General features: G+C 35.3%; 17 protein-coding genes. 2 read left to right on the plus strand and 15 right to left on the minus strand.

From position 1 onward, the window contains the following. Positions 1-4: 4 nt before the first annotated feature. Positions 5-787: a polysaccharide biosynthesis/export family protein gene (locus BST93_RS08515; protein ID WP_105018825.1), complete on the plus strand. Its 783-nt coding sequence runs from the start codon at positions 5-7 to the stop codon at positions 785-787. 8 nt (positions 788-795) lie between these two features. Further along, entirely contained in the window at positions 796-3,186 is a 2,391-nt protein-coding gene (locus BST93_RS08520) for a GumC family protein (protein ID WP_105018826.1), read from the plus strand. A 17-nt stretch (positions 3,187-3,203) separates the two neighbouring features. On the opposite strand, the gene BST93_RS08525 is transcribed toward BST93_RS08520, so the two are convergent. The 15 genes from BST93_RS08525 to BST93_RS14665 all read right to left on the minus strand — a co-directional run bounded on the left by BST93_RS08525 (position 3,204) and on the right by BST93_RS14665 (position 17,875). Then, positions 3,204-3,938 (minus strand): tyrosine-protein phosphatase, encoded by a 735-nt coding sequence (locus BST93_RS08525; protein WP_105018827.1) that lies wholly within the window; start codon positions 3,936-3,938, stop codon positions 3,204-3,206. A gap of 4 nt (positions 3,939-3,942) precedes the next feature. Then, positions 3,943-5,328 carry a tetratricopeptide repeat protein gene (locus BST93_RS08530; RefSeq protein WP_105018828.1) on the minus strand — a complete coding sequence of 462 codons (1,386 nt, stop codon included), beginning with the start codon at positions 5,326-5,328 and terminating at the stop codon, positions 3,943-3,945. 101 nt (positions 5,329-5,429) lie between these two features. Beyond that, positions 5,430-6,620, minus strand: a complete 1,191-nt coding sequence (locus tag BST93_RS08535) for an aspartate aminotransferase family protein (RefSeq protein WP_105018829.1) — start codon at positions 6,618-6,620, stop codon at positions 5,430-5,432. Continuing rightward, the gene (locus BST93_RS08540; RefSeq protein ID WP_105018830.1) at positions 6,610-8,310 is read right to left on the minus strand and encodes an OstA-like protein; all 1,701 of its coding nucleotides are present in this window, start codon (positions 8,308-8,310) and stop codon (positions 6,610-6,612) included. Before BST93_RS08540 ends, BST93_RS08535 begins: the two co-directional genes overlap by 11 nt. A 7-nt stretch (positions 8,311-8,317) precedes the next feature. Beyond that, the gene (locus tag BST93_RS08545; protein ID WP_105018831.1) at positions 8,318-9,106 is read right to left on the minus strand and encodes a hypothetical protein; all 789 of its coding nucleotides are present in this window, start codon (positions 9,104-9,106) and stop codon (positions 8,318-8,320) included. After that, positions 9,103-9,336, minus strand: coding sequence for a DUF6095 family protein (locus BST93_RS08550; protein WP_060522665.1), 234 nt, complete (start codon positions 9,334-9,336; stop codon positions 9,103-9,105). The genes BST93_RS08545 and BST93_RS08550 overlap by 4 nt, the downstream gene beginning before the upstream one ends. A 2-nt stretch (positions 9,337-9,338) precedes the next feature. Then, positions 9,339-10,154, minus strand: a complete 816-nt coding sequence (murQ, locus tag BST93_RS08555) for an N-acetylmuramic acid 6-phosphate etherase (protein ID WP_105018832.1) — start codon at positions 10,152-10,154, stop codon at positions 9,339-9,341. A 22-nt stretch (positions 10,155-10,176) separates the two neighbouring features. Beyond that, positions 10,177-11,313 (minus strand): 3,4-dihydroxy-2-butanone-4-phosphate synthase, encoded by a 1,137-nt coding sequence (gene ribB, locus BST93_RS08560; RefSeq protein ID WP_060522662.1) that lies wholly within the window; start codon positions 11,311-11,313, stop codon positions 10,177-10,179. 46 nt (positions 11,314-11,359) lie between these two features. After that, complete coding sequence (locus BST93_RS08565; RefSeq protein WP_060522660.1) at positions 11,360-12,790, minus strand: LptF/LptG family permease; 1,431 nt, start codon at positions 12,788-12,790, stop codon at positions 11,360-11,362. Position 12,791: 1 nt separating this feature from the next. Then, positions 12,792-13,457: an outer membrane lipoprotein periplasmic chaperone LolA1 gene (lolA1, locus tag BST93_RS08570; protein ID WP_240919377.1), complete on the minus strand. Its 666-nt coding sequence runs from the start codon at positions 13,455-13,457 to the stop codon at positions 12,792-12,794. Then, entirely contained in the window at positions 13,438-15,879 is a 2,442-nt protein-coding gene (locus tag BST93_RS08575) for an FtsK/SpoIIIE family DNA translocase (protein ID WP_105018833.1), read from the minus strand. The genes lolA1 and BST93_RS08575 overlap by 20 nt, the downstream gene beginning before the upstream one ends. A 79-nt stretch (positions 15,880-15,958) precedes the next feature. Next, entirely contained in the window at positions 15,959-16,336 is a 378-nt protein-coding gene (locus tag BST93_RS08580) for a diacylglycerol kinase (protein WP_105018834.1), read from the minus strand. Next, a complete protein-coding gene (gene tpx, locus BST93_RS08585; RefSeq protein ID WP_105018835.1) occupies positions 16,337-16,837 on the minus strand; it encodes a thiol peroxidase in 501 nt (166 codons plus the stop codon). 2 nt (positions 16,838-16,839) lie between these two features. Beyond that, positions 16,840-17,364 carry an NADPH-dependent FMN reductase gene (locus BST93_RS08590; protein ID WP_105018836.1) on the minus strand — a complete coding sequence of 175 codons (525 nt, stop codon included), beginning with the start codon at positions 17,362-17,364 and terminating at the stop codon, positions 16,840-16,842. Positions 17,365-17,431: 67 nt separating this feature from the next. Further along, complete coding sequence (locus BST93_RS14665; protein WP_308736865.1) at positions 17,432-17,875, minus strand: c-type cytochrome; 444 nt, start codon at positions 17,873-17,875, stop codon at positions 17,432-17,434. Between the last annotated feature and the right edge of the window lie 92 nt (positions 17,876-17,967).

The following is a 17,967-nucleotide window of genomic DNA, read 5'->3' on the forward strand; positions in this document are numbered from 1 at the left end:
TTACATGAAAATTGCTAAGCTTAAAAGCTTAATACTATTACTTGTCCTTTCAGCTCTTTCTTTTTCGTGCACGACAAGAAAGCAGATTGTATATGTTCAGGATATTAACGAAAATCTTCCTGTCGAAAATAACAATTATGAGGTAACGATTAAACCCGATGATTTACTGCGTATTACTGTAACAACAGATGATATGACAACGGCTCAACAATATAATAAGTTTGTTCCAGCGATAAATCAAAATACTACCCAAATTGTTAGTCAACAAATGCTAGACGGTTATTTAGTAAAACCTGATGGAACAATCACATTTCCAGAGTTAGGGGAAATCTTGGTTAAAGGTAAAACCTTAATGGAAGTCTCGGAATTATTAACCTCCAAGCTCTCCAAATACCTGAAACAACCTGATGTCGAAGTGAGATTACTGAATTTTAAATTTACTGTAATAGGAGAAGTAAATCGTCCAGGGACTTATGATTTTAAGGATAACCGAATTTCGCTTATACAAGCATTAGGTTATGCTGGTGATTTGACTATTGATGGTAGAAGAGATGAAGTTCTTATTATTCGTGACAACGAAGGAAATCAGGAAACCTTAAAAGTTGATTTAACTAGTTCTGCTTTTATAAATAGCGAAGCTTACTATTTAGAACAAAATGATACTGTTATAGTGCAACCTAATGGTGCTAAGGCTAGCTCAGGAGGTTACACTCGATATGCAGGTGTATTCGTGAGTATTGCGAGTTTAGTGTTATCAGTAATTATTTTAATTACACGTAATAATTAAAGATATATATGGATTCAAATAATCGAACAAACCAGAATAATCTTAATTTAGCTGATCAACTAAAACCTTATTTAAAGGCCAGCCCTTTTATTATATTTTCAATATTTCTCTGTACAGTTTTAGCATTTATATATTTACGCTATGCTGTGAACGAATATTCAGCGGATACCTCAGTGATCATTAAGGATACTCAAATGGGAGGCGGAATATCCGAACAGTTGGCTTTAGGGGATATTGATGCTTTTGGAGCTTCTTACAATTCTTTAGAAAATGAAATGGAAATTTTAAAATCTAAAAGGTTGATAGAAGATGTAATTAATAAACTCGATTTGGCCACCAGTTATCAAGTCCTAGGGAATATAAAAGATTCATATGTTTACAAACAATCTCCTATTTTAATTAAACGATTTACCGATAGTCTGCATTATAAAATAGATAAGCCAATCCATATTTTTTTAAAAAACCCTACTGATGAGGCCGTAAACTATAAATTGTCAGATAAGGATAGTTGGAAAAGTATCAAGTTTGGATCACCTTTATTAATAGGAGATCGGTTAGAGATCATCTTGTTACCTAATCTATCAAATAAAAATAGTCAAGAAAGTTTAGAAAATTTATCTGAAAAAGAGTTTCAGTTTACTTTAAAGCCTATCAGTAAAACTATTCTCTCTTATCAATCTAATTTAAAACTAAGTAAACCTGATAAGAGAAGTAGTGCCTTGAAATTATCTATTACTAATCCAAATAAGGAAAAGGCAATAGATTTTTTAAATACCTTGGTAGATGTATATAATCAGGACGCTATTCAGGATAAAAATATAGTAGCCTTAAACACCATTGATTTTATAGATGAACGTTTAAAAGAAGTTCAAAGAGATCTAGATAGTGTTGAAACTACCCAACAGTCCTTTAAAGATTCTAGAGGTATCACAGATTTATCTGTTGAAGCTGGTTTGGATTTACAGCAGTCAAATCAACTTCAAGCCCAAATAACTGCCGTACAATCTCAGATTGAAATGGCGAAATCTGTCAAAAGATATATGAATACAGATTCGAATACCACATTGCCTACTGGTATTGGGCTGGAAAATCTTACCATTGCTGATTTGTCAGAAAAATATAATACCCTTGTATTAGAATATAATAAACGACTAGAATCTGCTACAGAAGAAAATCCGGTAGTTATCAATTTATCGACTCAGATTGATGCAGTAAAAACATCCATTGAAAGTTCGATTGATTCTTATATTAAGAACTTAGAAATAAATTTAAACAATTTAAGAAATCAAAAGGCGAGGATAGCAGGACAAATTGCCGCAGTCCCAGATAAAACAAGATACAGTCGAAGTATTGAACGTAACCGTTCAGTAATTGAAGCTATTTATCTCATACTAAAGGAAAAAAGAGAAACTACAGCTATTTCTGTGGCTTCTGCTACTCCTAAAGCTAAAATAGTAGATAGGGCGTGGGCTACAGATGATCCTGTTTCACCTAAACCAAAAATTATTTATTTTGCCGCTTTAATTATTGGTTTATTAATTCCCGTCGCCGTCATTTATCTCAAGACTCTTTTTAATAATAAAATAGAAAGTCGTAAGGATCTTGAAAAGTCGCTGGCTGAGACTGCAATTCTAGGCGAAATCCCAAAACTTGCTAAAGATGATAAGGATCGTATACAGACGAACGATAGATCCGTACTTGCTGAGGCATTCCGAATTCTTAGGACGAATTTAGCTTATAAGCTAAATGCTTTACCTGAAGAGCAACGTGCTCAAAAGGTTCTAGTCACATCAACGGTAAAAGGAGAAGGGAAAACTTTTGTAGCCTTTAACTTAGCACTTACTAATGCTTATTCAGGAAAAAAAGTATTATTAATTGGAGGTGATATTAGAAATCCACAATTACACAGGTTTTACAACAAACAATTTAAACGCAAGCGTGGAGTAACAGAATTTCTGACTAATGATTCAATCAAAATCAAAGATCTTGTTATTACCGATCCAGATAATTCAAATCTAGATATAGTACTGTCTGGAGCTATACCGCCGAATCCAGCGGAGCTTTGGATGCAAAAAAGAACGCAAGACTTATTTAATGAAGCTGAACACAATTATGATTTGATCATCATCGATTCGGCACCAACTATTTTAGTAACCGACACCTTGTTGATTAACAAATACGCCGATGTTACCGTTTATGTAACTCGTGCCGATTATACAGAGTTTTCACTATTAGAGTATATTTCAGATACTCTGAAATCAGAGAAGATTAAGAATGCTGCATTAGTGATTAACGATGTTAAGATGGCCAACTTTGGTTATGGTAATAAGTATGGTTACTCTTACGGAGCGGAAAAACAAAGTTTTTGGACCTCTTTGAAGGAGAAGTTTAAAAGATAATAGACCAGACCATTTTACTAGGAATTAAAAATAAGCTGGTGGTTCTCCATCAGCTTTTTTGTTGCAGGTAGCCACTTACTCTTAATTTGAATATTTTTCAATTTTTCTAAGTGTTCTGGCTTGTGAGCATCGGTGCCTATGTAGCTGTAGTACCCTTGAAGTAAGTATTTTTCAGCTTTCGAGAAAGCATCCTTACCATAATGATCACTTAACGATAATAAATTAAGTTGTAACTCAAAACCTCTTTCTATCAAACTCTCCATTTTTGAACTTCCAAAATACCGATAACGTTCTGGATGAGCGAGTATCGGAATTAAGTCCATAGAACACATTTTAAATACAAGATCGTTTAAATTTTGTGGTGGTTGAAAGTAACTTAACTCGGTAAGGATATAAGTATCCTTGATACATAAATATTTATCTTGATCGAGAAGGGATTCAAAACTACTATCCATCATATATTCAGATGCGGCATGAACAATAAAGTCACGAGCATGTGTTCCTACTAATTCTTGTTTTGTATTACGAAAATGGTTTGTGATTTTTATATCATCATTGCCGTAGTAATCCTCCATAGTGTGTGGAGTAGCTATAGCGTGTTTAAATCCACACGACTTCATTCCTTCTACCATTTTTAATGTCATGTCTAAATCCTTAGAGCCATCATCAATATTGGGTAAAATATGATTGTGAATGTCGGTTAATCCGTCAATCAAATCAACAAGGAAATGCTTTTTTGAAAAAAAGAACATATAATTATAATCCTGTTATTAACTGTTGAATTTCATCGGACTTATACACCTTGGGGAAAAGTAATTCAAAAGCAATGATTTGTTCAGGTTCAGCCTTTAAACAATTTTGCAAATAATACTTTCCCTTGAAAGGTTTCCCGGTGAGGTAGTAAACTCCGCTCAATCTACATTCTAAGTCTGGATTATTAGGATAAAACTCAAGACCATGTTCCAAGGTAATAATGGCAGCTCGCCATTCTCCAAGTTGAATAAGGATATCTGCACGCTCTATCCATGTGTCAAATTCATAATTTCCTAATTCGATAGCTTTTCTATAACCGTATTCAGCCTCTTCAAAAAAATTGAGTTTGTTATTTAACACTGCAAATCGAATCCAGTATAAAGCGTTATCACCATCTATTTCTATTGCTTTGTCTAAATAGTTGAGCGCTCGTTGATAATTTAATCTCTCGGTATAAAAATCCACAATGGCTATCCAACCTTTGTCTAACAGTGGATCTTCTTTTACGGTACGTTTTAGATATTTAATCGCTTCTTCTTCATTCCCTAATTTAAGATGACACTTTCCTAATCTTAGGTAGGCAAAGGAAGTTGGATCGTCTAGCCCTAGGGTAAGCTCATAATTAAAAATGGCTTCGTTGTATCGCCCGAGTTTTTCAAGGACTTTACCTTTTTCTAAATAAGCACCGACAAAGGTATCATCAGATATTATTGCAAAATCAAATGCAGAAAGTGACTTTTCATATTCTTTAAGGTCAAAATATTGCTTTCCTACTTGATGCCAAGCTACCTCACTATAAGGATTGGAGTCCAAATACTTGTTTAAATAGTCTATCGCCAGCTGATTTTCTTTTAAAAAATCAAAACAGTAAATGATGTTGTATAAGGCAGCATAGTCTTGATCGTCTAGCTCTAGACACTTCATAAAGTTCACCTTAGCATTAGAATAATCCTCCATAAAAAGAAATTCCATGCCGATCAAATTATACACATCAGCTTGATCCTCGGTGAGGTCTAAAGCTTCATTTAATAATTTTATTGCCTTGTCGTGATTCTCAGTCTTTGAGTAAATATTTGCCTTTTGAATAAAAAGTTCGGCATTATTGGGCTCCATTTCATATAGCTCATCTAAAAGCGCATGAGCCTCTTTAAAATGATTATCAAATATGAGCATTTCTGCCTTGAACAAACGTATAGTAACTGAACTAGGGTGTTGTGATAATGCTAGACTAATGGCTTTACGAGCTGTAACCATTTGCCCTACATTAAGATAGTGTTCTATGATTTGCTCAAATTCGTCACTATCGAAAAATCCTACTTCATTACTGCGTAGCATAAGTTCAAATTTCTCAATGCTGTGCTCGTGTTCATTATTATACTCAAAATGCATAGGCAGAATTTTAAAAATTCGCGTACTTAAAATTGTAAATATTATTGGTTAGTCAGCGGTTGTGCTTCAAAGTGTTGTCAACAAATTATAAACAGGCTTATTTAACTGCTATAATATTCATCAATAGTTTCTTTTAAAACCGCACAGGCATGATCAATTTCTTGATCAGTAACTGTATAAGGTGGACTTATACGTATTGCTCTTTTTTCAAACAACAATAGGAAAAAGATGACACCTTTCTCTCTACATCTATCCACAATTCGTGCCGTATATTGATCGTCAGGTAAAATAGCGGCAATCATAGCACCTTTTCCACGTATTTCCTTAATGTTATTGTGTTGTAAGCTTTCGCGAAAGCGTAATTCTATTTCCTTAACTCGTTCTGGATAACCTTTGTCCTCAATAGCTTGCAAGGTTGCCAGGGCAGCAGCGGCTATAACGGGATTTCCACCAAAGGTAGTTATGTGACCCAGCATAGGAAACTCTTTAAACTGTGTCATGTGTGACTGTCTGGCAGTGAGAGCTCCTATCGGTAGTCCACCTGCTAGACCTTTTCCAGTGATAACCATATCTGGTATGATATCATGCTGTTGAAAATAGCAGAAACTTCCTGTGCGCCAAATCCCTGGTTGAATTTCGTCAACGATTAATAATGTCCCTGTTTGATTGCATCGCATTCTAAGGTGTTGCAACCAGTGACTAGAAGGCACTTTAAAACCAGCACCACCTTGAATAGTTTCAATAATTACCGCAGCTGTATTTTTAGTAATTAATCTTAACTCTTGAACACAATTAAAGGTAATGTGGTGAACGTCTGGTAATAGTGGTCTGAAAGGTGCTTTACGCTCTTCATAATCCATTAATGCCAGAGAACCGGTTGTATTGCCATGATACGCATTTTTCATAGCAATAATTTGTGATCGACCGGTAACTCTTCTAGCTAATTTTATGGAAGCTTCTGTAGCCTCTGTTCCGCTATTTACCAGATAAGTAGTGTCTAATGGATCGGGCAGTAAGGATGCAATTTTTTTACATAATAGGGTAGCAGGTGACATGGCATATTCTCCATATACCATAACATGCATATACTTATCTAGTTGATCCTTGATAGCTTTTACAACAGCAGGATGTGAATGTCCTAACGGTAAAGCACTTACTCCAGCGACCATATCTAAATATTTATTACCATGAGTATCAAAGAAATAGTTCCCATTTGCATGGCTTATTTCTAATCCCGGAGCAAATGGATTGGTTTGTGCTTGATATTTAAAGAAATCTGATTTAATTCCCATTATTTTCTTCACCTGATGGTTGCTGTAATTCTTTGGACTGATTTTCTATACGATTTTCTAGTTCGCCATTTTGCAAGACCGAATTCTCATTAAGTTTTCCATCATCTTCATCAAAAAAACCTTCATCCAGTTCAGGTAAAGGAATTCCTTTAATTTTTGTGAATACAGGTGGTTTTTTGCCTTTGAATAAATCAGCTTTTGTATTTAATCGTTCATCACCTCGCCAGTTAAATCCTCTCAGAGTTCTAGCATTCTCTGGTAGTTCTTTTGGTGGATAAAGTATGTCTTCAGAATTATCAGCAGGAGCAATGATGGATATTGCCTTGTCTTCAAATTCTATTTCCATGGTTCCACTTGTACCTTTGTTAATTCCTATTAATTCCTGTTTGTCGTTACGGCTATAAATGAGGTTTTCTACATTTTTATTGAGAAAAACTTTATCTAATTCATTGTTCTTGAAAAAGCCAGTCAATTCCTTTCCTTTAATTTGGTTAAAGCCGCCACTGGAGTCTTGATCAATGATAAACGCGTTATAGAAAACTCTTAAACTATCTAACTTTTCGGTTTTGACATTACTTTGTAAGAAAATCGAATCACCCGTCATTTGACTTTTACCACTCCATAGTATTGGTTTCCTAATCATTTTGGTTAATCCAGTGCTTTGTCTTGTGGTTATAGAGTCACATTTACCGCTTAAGTCTGTTTTAAAAAGTCTTACATCGTTATAACCTCTTACAAATCTATTGTCTTTGGGACCCGTTACAATTAGTTGGTTTGCAGTCATGTAAACACTGTCTTGCTGTTCTATCGTTATAGCTAGTGGACGTTTAGTAATCATAACCGAATCCTTATCTCTGTAAACTTCGGCGTAATGTCCTTTGATGATACTATTATTGATCGTATCGGTCACAACTATATTGTTAGTTGCGCTTGCAAAATTTCTGGGCCTACTGAAATAAAGACTATCTCCTGTAATAGTTCTCGTGTTGTAATCAATTCGGGAGTTTTTTACAAAATAACCTGTATCACCTCGAGTATCATAGAAACCTCGTTCACAATATACCTTACTGGTCTTACCTGTTATGGTACTCGGTCCATACATAAAGGCATGTCCATTTTCTTCGTAAAAATCTAGATGATTCGAGTTTATGGTATATTCAGGATTAGTTACTACTACATTGTCTATAAATCGGTACTTCTGCTCTTGTATATAAAATCTTCCTACTCGGCTTGTTAATGTGCTAGCACTATCTCTAACGGTACCACCAGACCTATAATAAGCTTGCTGTTTTATTCGATTGAAAAATAGAGTGTCGGTAGTTAAACGAGTATCGGGTGTAATCATATTTACCTTTTCACTCGCGAATGCTAATTGGGTATTACCATTATATTCGGCATAATTACATGTCATTGTGATACTATCACCTTGTTTCATGATGACGTTTCCTACTGCGCGTAAAAAGTTATCTTTTTGATATAAAACAGCTCTATCGCAAGTCATTTCAATACCTCTATGATTCACTACAACCCTGCGAGCATTATCCTTAGAATAGATAACTGCATCGGGTAGGACTGCTTCATCGATAGTTTGATATCCTGCAGTTACCCGGATAAGGGAATCTACTGGCTGTTCTTGTGCTGTGAGCGCTTTCGCGAAAGCGAAACATAAAAAGACAATGAGATATTTCAATCTTTATTTAATTTATTTGAATCCAGTCTACAGGAGAATTGTTTACTGAAGTTGATGTATAGGTAACGAGACTAGGCCTTGCGGTATTGTCTACTTTAACAACCTCTTGTACACTATAAGTAATTAAATTCCAACCTTTAAGTAGGTTGATGTCGTACTTGTAATTAGTTGTAAAAATACTAGTCGAATAATCTTCAACTAGATTGTCTTGCTGGTACTCACCTTTAATTAAAACGGGATTATTAGTATAAATATAATATGAAAGCCATCCTGTTTGGGTTTGAGGTATTGCTTGAATCTCATTTTTAATGAAGGCAGCGCTGCTTGCAGGAGCAATTAGAACTTGATCATCAACATCATCTTGCGCCACTTCAAAAGTATAGAATTTACCGGCAAGGCTTATTTGTGAATCTAAACCTTGAGTTTTTAAGCTGTCATGAGGAAGAAATAATTCTGCAGCGTTAGAAAGCTCTAATTCATATTCGGCAGAGTCGCTTTTGTTGTATTCTTCAAATTTATTTGAGGAAATTTTATTAAAACTAGGTGGTAATTGAAAGGTGAACTTTCCACGGTCATCCACACTTCCTGTGTTTTCTGGTTGAACATAGAATCCCAAAATATTAATAGGACCTTTATCACCTTCATAATTAATTACGTTACCAGTTATCGTTGCTTGTTCGACAGGTTGTACTATAGACTCCTTAGATGTTGTTTGAGTTTCACCAGTAGCATCTGTAGCATTGTTTTGTTTGCACGATATTATGGAAATGATTAATAGTAGATAGATAAATTTCATCTTGACTTTTTGGTTTTAAACATAGCATCTAATACGGTCATAATACCACTAAAAATTAAAAATATGGCCAATATACTAAAGGCTATTCCAGGCATGAGAAAAATGATCGGATGGTCACTTCCTGCTCCTAAATAAATTAAAATAGGACCAGCAAATATAAATAGGACACTTAAAGCTAGTCTTTTAAGTCCTTTTCCTAGTATTTCTTTATCTGTAGATGGCTGTTCCATAATTAACAAATACCATAATTATCCAGTGCAGCTCTTACGCTTCCATGTTCTAGCAATAAGTTATGAGCCTTTTCATAACCTAGACCTGTGTTTTCCATAATCATTCTTGTACCACGATCTACTAATTTATCATTGCTAAGTTGCATATCTACCATTTTATTGCCTTTTACATGACCTAACTTGATCATAACACTGGTACTAATCATGTTAAGTACCATTTTTTGAGCAGTGCCAGCTTTCATACGGCTACTTCCTGTAACGAATTCTGGTCCTACAATAGGAACTATGGAATCATCGGCTATTTGATCAAGTGGACTGTTAAGATTGCAGGTTATCCCTCCGGTATGTATACCTAATTGTTTACAAGCTTGTAAACCTCCTATTACGTAAGGCGTTGTTCCACTTGCAGCAATTCCTATGACTACATCTTGGGCATTTATATTGTATTTTTTTAAGTCTTTTATAGCTTGTTGATCGTTATCCTCTGCATTTTCAACAGCTTTTCTAATTGCCGCATCACCACCTGCGATTAATCCAATAACTTTGTCATAAGAAACACCGAATGTAGGTGGACATTCACTGGCATCCAATATGCCTAACCTTCCACTTGTACCAGCCCCAATGTAAAATAAACGACCACCAGATTTCATTTGATCAACAATACGATCAACTAGTTTTTCAACAGCTGGCAGTACTTTTTTAACAGCTACTGCAACCTTGTGATCTTCGGCATTGATGTTTTCAAGCAAAGTTGCCGTTGACATCGTCTCTAGATTTTGATAAAGCGAAGACTCTTCTGTTGTTTTTTTGAATTGCATAAAAGCTGAGTAGTTCTTTTGATTAGTAATCGGTAGTATTCACTACTTCTAGGCCATAACCAACCATTCCTATACGTTTACTTTGCTCAGAATTGGTCATTAAATCTAATTTACTAATGTTTAAATCATGTAAGATTTGCGCGCCTATTCCATAGTCACGATTGTCCAGTTGTTTACGCGGCGCTTTTACTTGTCCAGACTCCTGAATTTCCTTGAGCGTTTCAAGTCTAGCTAGCATATTTTCTGGTTCAAACTGTTGATTGATAAATACAATGGCTCCTGAACCGCGCTCATTAAGTTTATGAAACATTGCATCGAGTTTTCTGTCAGCTTCAGAGGTTAGGGTAGAGAATAAGTCGTTATTAACTTTGGTACTATTCATTCTTGTTAAGACTGTTTCATCGTCATCCCAACTTCCTAATGTTAAGGCCAAATGAATTTGCCCATTTGTAGTTTGTTGATAGGCTCTTAAACGATATTCTCCAAATCTTGTGGTAAGCATGAAGTCTTCTTTCTTGATAATCAAGCTGTCGTTTTTCATGCGGTAGGCAACAAGATCCTCAATAGAAACCAATTTTAGATCAAACTTTTTTGCCACTTCATAAAGTTGTGGAAGTCTAGCCATGGTTCCATCTTCATTCATGATTTCTACAATCACTCCAGCTGGTTCATGACCTGCTAGTCTTGCAAAATCAATGGCAGCTTCGGTATGACCAGTTCTTCTTAAAACTCCACCGTCTTTTGCTCTTAAAGGAAAAATGTGACCTGGTTTACTAAAATCGTGAGGTCTAGTATCTGGATTAATTAAGGCTTGAATAGTTTTGGCTCTATCGCTAGCGCTTATTCCAGTTGTTACTCCATGACCTCTTAAATCTATTGAAACTGTAAATGCAGTTTCCATAGGGTCGGAGTTATTAGTTACCATGGCTTGTAAATCTAATTCTTTACATCTTGAGTCTGTAATAGGAGCACAAATCAAACCACGACCATGAGTGGCCATAAAGTTGATCATTTCTGGTGTTACAGATGCTGCACTAGCCAAAAAATCACCTTCATTTTCACGATTTTCATCGTCTACAACAATGATTACTTTACCTTTTTTAATGTCTTCTATTGCGTCTTCAATGCGATCCAGCTTAATTTCTGCAGGAGCAATCATATCTTTAATTTTTAAGGAGTAACAAAGATAAGGATAAGCAAGATGCCTATGCCTTATTTGGCTTTTTTTTGAATATTCTAAATAGGCTATCCATAGCACCACCTACATCAAAGAAACCTTGATCTGAAGTCGCTCGATAGGTAAGAATAACCCCAATAGGAAATATGATCATGGTACCCAGCCATGCACCTAACCAAACAGGAATAGCACCTCGTGTGGCAGACTGTTCAGCACCAATGTTAATAAAGTGATAGGTAAGGAAAAACACAACAGCAACTACAAGAGGTAGTCCTAATCCACCTTTTCTAATTATTGCTCCTAACGGAGCACCAATAAAGAAAAGAATAATACAGGCTATACCTAGTACGTATTTTTTGTGTATTTCTATTTCGTGTTTCCACAACCGTTCATTTTCAGTTTTTTCAAAGGATATCCTACTTTGAATGGCAGATCGATCAGATTTAGATCTATTAATCGCATTTTCAATAGCCCTGCGTTGATCAAAGATGCTCATCGTATCAAAGAAGTTTTCTTTGTAAACAATCGAATCAATTTCTTTAACTCTATTGTCTATATTTTCAGGAGTCCATTTAGTGTGTTGTGTTTGATGATACACTTTCATATTTTGCTCAAAAGTGTTTACAAAAGTGTCTATACGTTCTTTCAACTCGTTTATTCGTAGCATCTTTTGATTGTCGGTGACAGTTTCCGTATCTAGATCTACCTCGTTAAGTTCAGAAACGTCAACATTCAATTCGTATTCCTTAAACTCACCCTTGATAAAAGGAAGGCTTATACGTTGTTCAGCAGTTTTGGGAATCATTTCTTCGTAATAATTACCATCATAAAGTACCAGCTGGATTACGTCACTTTTTAAACTACTTTTAAGTTCACCTTTTTTACTTTTAATTACCGTAAAATTTCCGGTACGATTGGGTGTTTTTTTATGTATAATCACATCTTCCAGAAATCTACCATTATCACCAGATTTCTTGGTCACTTTAATATTATAGTCTCCTAATTGCTCAAAAGAACCTTCAACGATAGCCATAGCTGGCTTCATTCTTTTAATATTATTAATGAGGTTTTTTTGTTTTAAATTACCCCATGGTATCACTGTATTTGCAAAGAAAAATGATGTGACACCTATACTAAGTATAATTATAGTAAGAGACCTCATAGCACGTTGCAATGAAATACCATTGGATTTCATGGCTGCAAATTCATAGTTTTCTGCCATCTCACCAAATACGAGTAAAGCGGCTAACAGCACACTCAAGGGTAATGATAAAGGAATCGTAAGTGGTATGTTGTAATACAGAAAGAGAAAAATAGTTTCTGCATCTAGATCTTTACCAGCTAGGGCCTTTATATATAACCAAATAGCTTGTAAAACTAGAATAAACGTAAATACAATAAAGACGCTTAAAAACGTCTTTGTAAATTTAGTTAATATGTAGCGGTCTAGAATTTTCAAATTAGTCCAACTCTTCTATGTCGTAGCCGCTGTACTCTTCTTTATTAAATACAAAAGAATTCTCAGGCAAGGGCTCATTTACCTTCAAAGATTTAATGGTAAAGGTTATAACTGTCCCGTTCTTTTCAGTAACAATAACTTCATTAATATGCTTTGTATTGGAGTCTATACCTATTAAAACACTTTTGTAATTGCTATCTGATTTAATTGGAGTAAGTTTTACAAATTGTATTTTACGACCGCCTACATTTTTGACAATATCCATCTTTTTATTATAGCCTTTATTGTAAAAGGATAACATGTTTGATGGTGTTATAGATTGTGCATTGTCATCATCTAGGGTTGATACTGTAACCTGCTCATCCTCGCTATTAATGACATACTGTTTAGTACCGTCAAAAATTATGGTGGTTCCTAAATAACCTACGTTATATTTTTCGCCAGACATTCTCGCACTTCCTTGAATGTCCATATTAGTTTTACTTTTTGCGTTGCGTAAATTCCCTTTGTACAAAAAGCTGATGTTTTCATAGGATTGGAATTTTGCTGTTACTTCATCAAGTAATTTTTCTGCTTTAGCATCTTGTGCTGTTACCGCTTTCGCGAAAGCAAAAATCATAAACACTGCTGTAATAATGTGTTTCATTTTAGGAGTTCTTTTCTTCATTTAACAATTGTTCTAGAGAGTTTAAATCCGGTACTAGGACTTGTCTTGCTTTACTACCTTCAAAAGGGCCTACAATTCCTGCAGCTTCTAATTGATCAATGATACGACCAGCTCGATTGTAACCTAACTTTAACTTACGTTGTAATAAAGAGGCGCTTCCTTGCTGTGCCGTAATAATTACCTCGGCTGCATCACGGAATTTACTATCTCTTTCTTCTATGCTTATATCAAGACTCGTGCCACCGTCTTCTCCTACATACTCCGGAAGTAAGTGAGCATCTGGATATGCTTTTTGCGAGCCTATAAAGTCGGTAATTTTCTCAACTTCTGGAGTGTCTACAAAGGCACACTGAATCCTGATTAATTCATTTCCAGCGGTGTACAACATATCTCCACGGCCTATTAATTGATCGGCACCACCGCTATCTAGGATGGTACGGGAATCAACCTTTTGCATTACTCTAAATGAAATTCTGGCAGGGAAGTTTGCCTTAATCATACCAGTAATTACATTAACCGATGGTCGTTGAGTAGCAATAATCAAGTGAATACCAACCGCACGTGCAAGTTGTGCAAGACGAGCAATAGGAGTTTCTACCTCTTTTCCAGCAGTCATTATCAAATCGGCAAATTCATCTACAACCAAAACTATGTAGGGTAAAAATTTATGCCCATTTGCAGGATTAAGTTTACGCGATTTAAACTTGGCATTATACTCCTTAATGTTACGACACATAGCATCCTTAAGAATGTCGTATCGTTGGTCCATTTCAATACATAAACTATTAAGTGTGTTGATTACCTTAGAGTTATCAGTGATGATGGCATCCTCGCTATCTGGTAGTTTTGCTAGATAATGGCGTTCTATTTTATTAAAAAGAGTAAGCTCTACTTTCTTTGGGTCAACAAGAACAAATTTTACTTCGGCAGGATGCTTTGAATAAAGCAATGAAGTAAGTATACAGTTTAATCCTACCGATTTACCTTGACCGGTGGCTCCAGCCATCAATAAGTGAGGCATTTTTGCCAGGTCAACAACAAAGGTCTCGTTTGAAATATTTTTACCAAGTGCAATAGGTAATTGCATTTCGGCTTTTTGAAATTTAGGAGACGAGATTACCGATCGCATCGATACGATTGACGGCTTTTGGTTAGGTACTTCAATTCCTATTGTTCCTCGACCTGGAATAGGTGCTATAATTCGAATACCTAATGCACTTAACGATAATGCAATATCGTCTTCAAGATTTTTAATTTTAGAAATACGAATCCCAGCTTCAGGTACAATTTCATAAAGAGTAACTGTAGGACCTATGTTTGCAGTGATTTTTGCGATTCCTATTTTGTAGTTCTTAAGGGTTTCTACAATACGATCTTTATTGGCTGCAAGTTCTTCTTCATTAATAGTGATGGTTTTACCTTGTGAGTAATCCTTTAATAAATCAATAGGAGGGAACTGGTAGTTACCCAATTCAAGCGTAGGGTCAAACTCTCCAAAATCTTCTACCAGCTTTGAAGCTTTATTATCTATAAGTTGCTCTTCATCAATTACTTCACCTACTTCTAGATCGACTTCCTTTTCTGTGGTTTTTAAAGTAGGCTCGAGTTCTGGTGATAGTTCTTCCTCTTCTTCTTGAGCAATATTTATTTCCATATCACCACTTTTCATGGTGGTAGGCTGCTTTTCTATTTCGTTTTCTGTAGTTGGTTCACTTGTCGTAGTGGCAGTATGTGTAACAGATTCTTCCCAGTCTTTTTCTTCATCTGTAGATTCAATATGGGAAGAAACGTCTTCTATCGAATTTTCCACAGTTTGTTTTGCTTTAGCAAAACGAGCAGCAATTTTCTCTGGAGTAAGTTTTAATCTTAGAGTTAAGTATACAATCGCAAAAAAGGTAAGTATAAGTATACTTCCTATCAGGCCTACGTAATCTTGAAGAAGGTCATTAATTTCAAAACCTACAGTTCCTCCTAGTAAAGCACTGTAATTATGGAAATATCCTAACACAACACTTAACCATATCATAAGTAATAATCCCCAAAACCACAGTTGCAGGATACGCTTTCGCGAAAGCGATAAAAAGTTCTTGCCTGCTGCAAATAGATAGACACCTGTGAGTATAGTGAGTACAGCGATTGAAAATGCGGCTATTCCAAAACCTTTATAAACAAATATATCGCCTAACCAAGCACCTAGTTGGTTGAGCCAGTTTTTTGTCACAACTGCACGATTTCCTAGATCTACTAGTTCACTTTGATCTTCCCTCCAAGTAAATAGAAAGGACAAGAAGGAGAAGAAGAATATGGCACCTAGAGCCATAAGTCCAGATCCGAGAATAACCTCTTGTCTACGTGTAAGAGAAAAGTTTTTGATTTTAGAAATCAACGATGGTGGAGTAGATGTTTTCTTTTTGCGCGCCATGAATTATAATGAACGAACAAAAATAACAATATTGTACATTCCTTAAACATTTGAAACGTACAGATATCAACAGGATTTATTAACTAAAAAGTTCTACGATATAAGGTATGTAGATGATTAGACCGACAATACTTGCTGTTATTGCGGTTATAAAAACAGCTCCTGCTGCTATGTCCTTGATACGGCCTATTTTTTCGTGAAATTCTGGATGAATAAAGTCGGCAATGCCTTCAATGGCAGTGTTTAAACCTTCTAAACTCATTATGCCTCCTATACACATACATTGTATCATCCATTCTAACCTTGTGATATTAAATACAAAACCAGCAATTGTCATTACAACACCGATGATCGCCTGTACTTGTATACTAGGCTCTGATAAAATAAGGGCAAAGGCTCCTTTAAAAGCATAGCCCACGCCCTTTATTCTACCAATAATAAATTGTTTTAAATTCAATTATAAAAGTGATTTAAGTGCCGAAAGATAGTCAGGTTCATCAGCAATTTCACCAACTTGCTGATTATAAATTACTTTTCCTTCTTCGTCTAGAACTACGACGGCTCTTGAGTGAAATCCTGATAATGGACCACTTGTCATTTCTAACCCATAACTTTTACCAAATTCACCTGTTATGACATCGCTTAAGTTAGTGACGTTTTCTATATCCTCGTCGCTTGCAAATCTTTTTTGAGCAAACGGTGTATCTCTTGAAATACAAAGCACTGCTGTGTTATCAAGTTCAGTCGCTCTTTTATTAAAGTTTTTTACGCTTGTTGCACAAGTGTCGGTATCTATACTAGGAAAGATATTAAGCACAAGGCGTTTTCCCTTAAAATCGTTTAAGGTTTTAGTGTTAAGATCTGAATCTAATAATTGAAAGTCTGGTGCTTGTGATCCTACTTCAGGTAATGATCCTGATGTAGATATTTCATTGCCTCCTAAAGTTATTGTAGCCATAATTATTTTATTTTATGAAGTAAATCGTTTAATGCTTGTTTAATATCTGGATTGATTATACCCTTTTCAACATCAAAGTTTTCATTGAATGAAGGTACGGATAAAGCTCCTATTACACTAGCGTCATTTCTAGGGAATCTATCTCTAGCTATTTCCAATACCGTGGATGCACCACGTGATCCTGGTGAAGTAGCTAGTAATAAGGTCTTGCGATTATGAAATCCTTTTGTATCTGGCACTCTAGATAACCAATCAAAGATATTTTTAAAAGCCGCTGTATAACTTCCGTTGTGTTCTGCAAGAGAAATAATTAAAAAGTCGCTATTTTTTATTTTTTGGGATAGTTCCAGAATTTCACTGGGTATACCTTTTTCAATCTCTTTGTCAATACCGTAAATAGGAACCTCGTATTTATTGATGTCTATTAACTCTACATCTAAAGGAGCTAATAGAGTAGCAACATGAGTAAGCAGTTTCTTATTTATAGATTGCAAACTATTACTAGCCGCAATTGCAAGTATTTTCATTATTGATATTTAAAAGTAAAAATACCTTAGAATATAAATGTATGGAGTTGTGAAAATGTTAATGTGTTTATTTAGGAATTTCCACGTAAGCTAGTATAGCATCAATTTGCTCGTTTGATAATTGAGGGAATGCATTCATATTACTTTGATTCCATTCATTGTAAAGTTTTACCGCTGTTGGGTCACCACTTGCTATTAATGCACTGCTATTTTTGATCCATTTATATAACCATTCTTTTTCTCTTCTTTCTGTGACACCATGAAGAGCAGGTCCGGTAGCCTTTTTGTAACGTTTATGGCAGCTAGCACAGTTTGTATTGAATAGTTCTTTTCCTTGTTTTTGGACATCGGTAAGTTCTACAGCAGGTTTACTCACAACTGCTACTTCTTGAATAGGAGCAGTGGTTTGGGATTGCGTCGAAACATAAAACGCAGTACCAAATATCACTAATACAATCATTAACAATAAAGTGAAAATAATACCAAACGCTTTGGATAAATCTTGAAACATGTTTTTTTGTTTTAGTCTAGTTTAGGTCGTTATAATTACAAAGAACCCAACCTGATCATACTGATGGTAATTTGGTTTATAATTATTGAAAA

Source organism: Nonlabens tegetincola (assembly GCF_002954355.1).
Classification (GTDB): Bacteria; Bacteroidota; Bacteroidia; order Flavobacteriales; family Flavobacteriaceae; genus Nonlabens; species Nonlabens tegetincola.

What these genes read in the sequence shown, in the direction of transcription:
- BST93_RS08515 (WP_105018825.1), top strand. Translation starts at nt 5, where the DNA reads ATGAAAATTGCTAAGCTTAAAAGCTTAATACTATTACTTGTCCTTTCA.
- BST93_RS08520 (WP_105018826.1), top strand. Translation starts at nt 796, where the DNA reads ATGGATTCAAATAATCGAACAAACCAGAATAATCTTAATTTAGCTGAT.
- BST93_RS08525 (WP_105018827.1), bottom strand. Translation starts at nt 3,938, where the DNA reads ATGTTCTTTTTTTCAAAAAAGCATTTCCTTGTTGATTTGATTGACGGA.
- BST93_RS08530 (WP_105018828.1), bottom strand. Translation starts at nt 5,328, where the DNA reads ATGCATTTTGAGTATAATAATGAACACGAGCACAGCATTGAGAAATTT.
- BST93_RS08535 (WP_105018829.1), bottom strand. Translation starts at nt 6,620, where the DNA reads ATGGGAATTAAATCAGATTTCTTTAAATATCAAGCACAAACCAATCCA.
- BST93_RS08545 (WP_105018831.1), bottom strand. Translation starts at nt 9,106, where the DNA reads ATGAAATTTATCTATCTACTATTAATCATTTCCATAATATCGTGCAAA.
- BST93_RS08550 (WP_060522665.1), bottom strand. Translation starts at nt 9,336, where the DNA reads ATGGAACAGCCATCTACAGATAAAGAAATACTAGGAAAAGGACTTAAA.
- murQ (WP_105018832.1), bottom strand. Translation starts at nt 10,154, where the DNA reads ATGCAATTCAAAAAAACAACAGAAGAGTCTTCGCTTTATCAAAATCTA.
- ribB (WP_060522662.1), bottom strand. Translation starts at nt 11,313, where the DNA reads ATGATTGCTCCTGCAGAAATTAAGCTGGATCGCATTGAAGACGCAATA.
- lolA1 (WP_240919377.1), bottom strand. Translation starts at nt 13,457, where the DNA reads ATGAAGAAAAGAACTCCTAAAATGAAACACATTATTACAGCAGTGTTT.
- BST93_RS08575 (WP_105018833.1), bottom strand. Translation starts at nt 15,879, where the DNA reads ATGGCGCGCAAAAAGAAAACATCTACTCCACCATCGTTGATTTCTAAA.
- tpx (WP_105018835.1), bottom strand. Translation starts at nt 16,837, where the DNA reads ATGGCTACAATAACTTTAGGAGGCAATGAAATATCTACATCAGGATCA.
- BST93_RS08590 (WP_105018836.1), bottom strand. Translation starts at nt 17,364, where the DNA reads ATGAAAATACTTGCAATTGCGGCTAGTAATAGTTTGCAATCTATAAAT.
- BST93_RS14665 (WP_308736865.1), bottom strand. Translation starts at nt 17,875, where the DNA reads ATGTTTCAAGATTTATCCAAAGCGTTTGGTATTATTTTCACTTTATTG.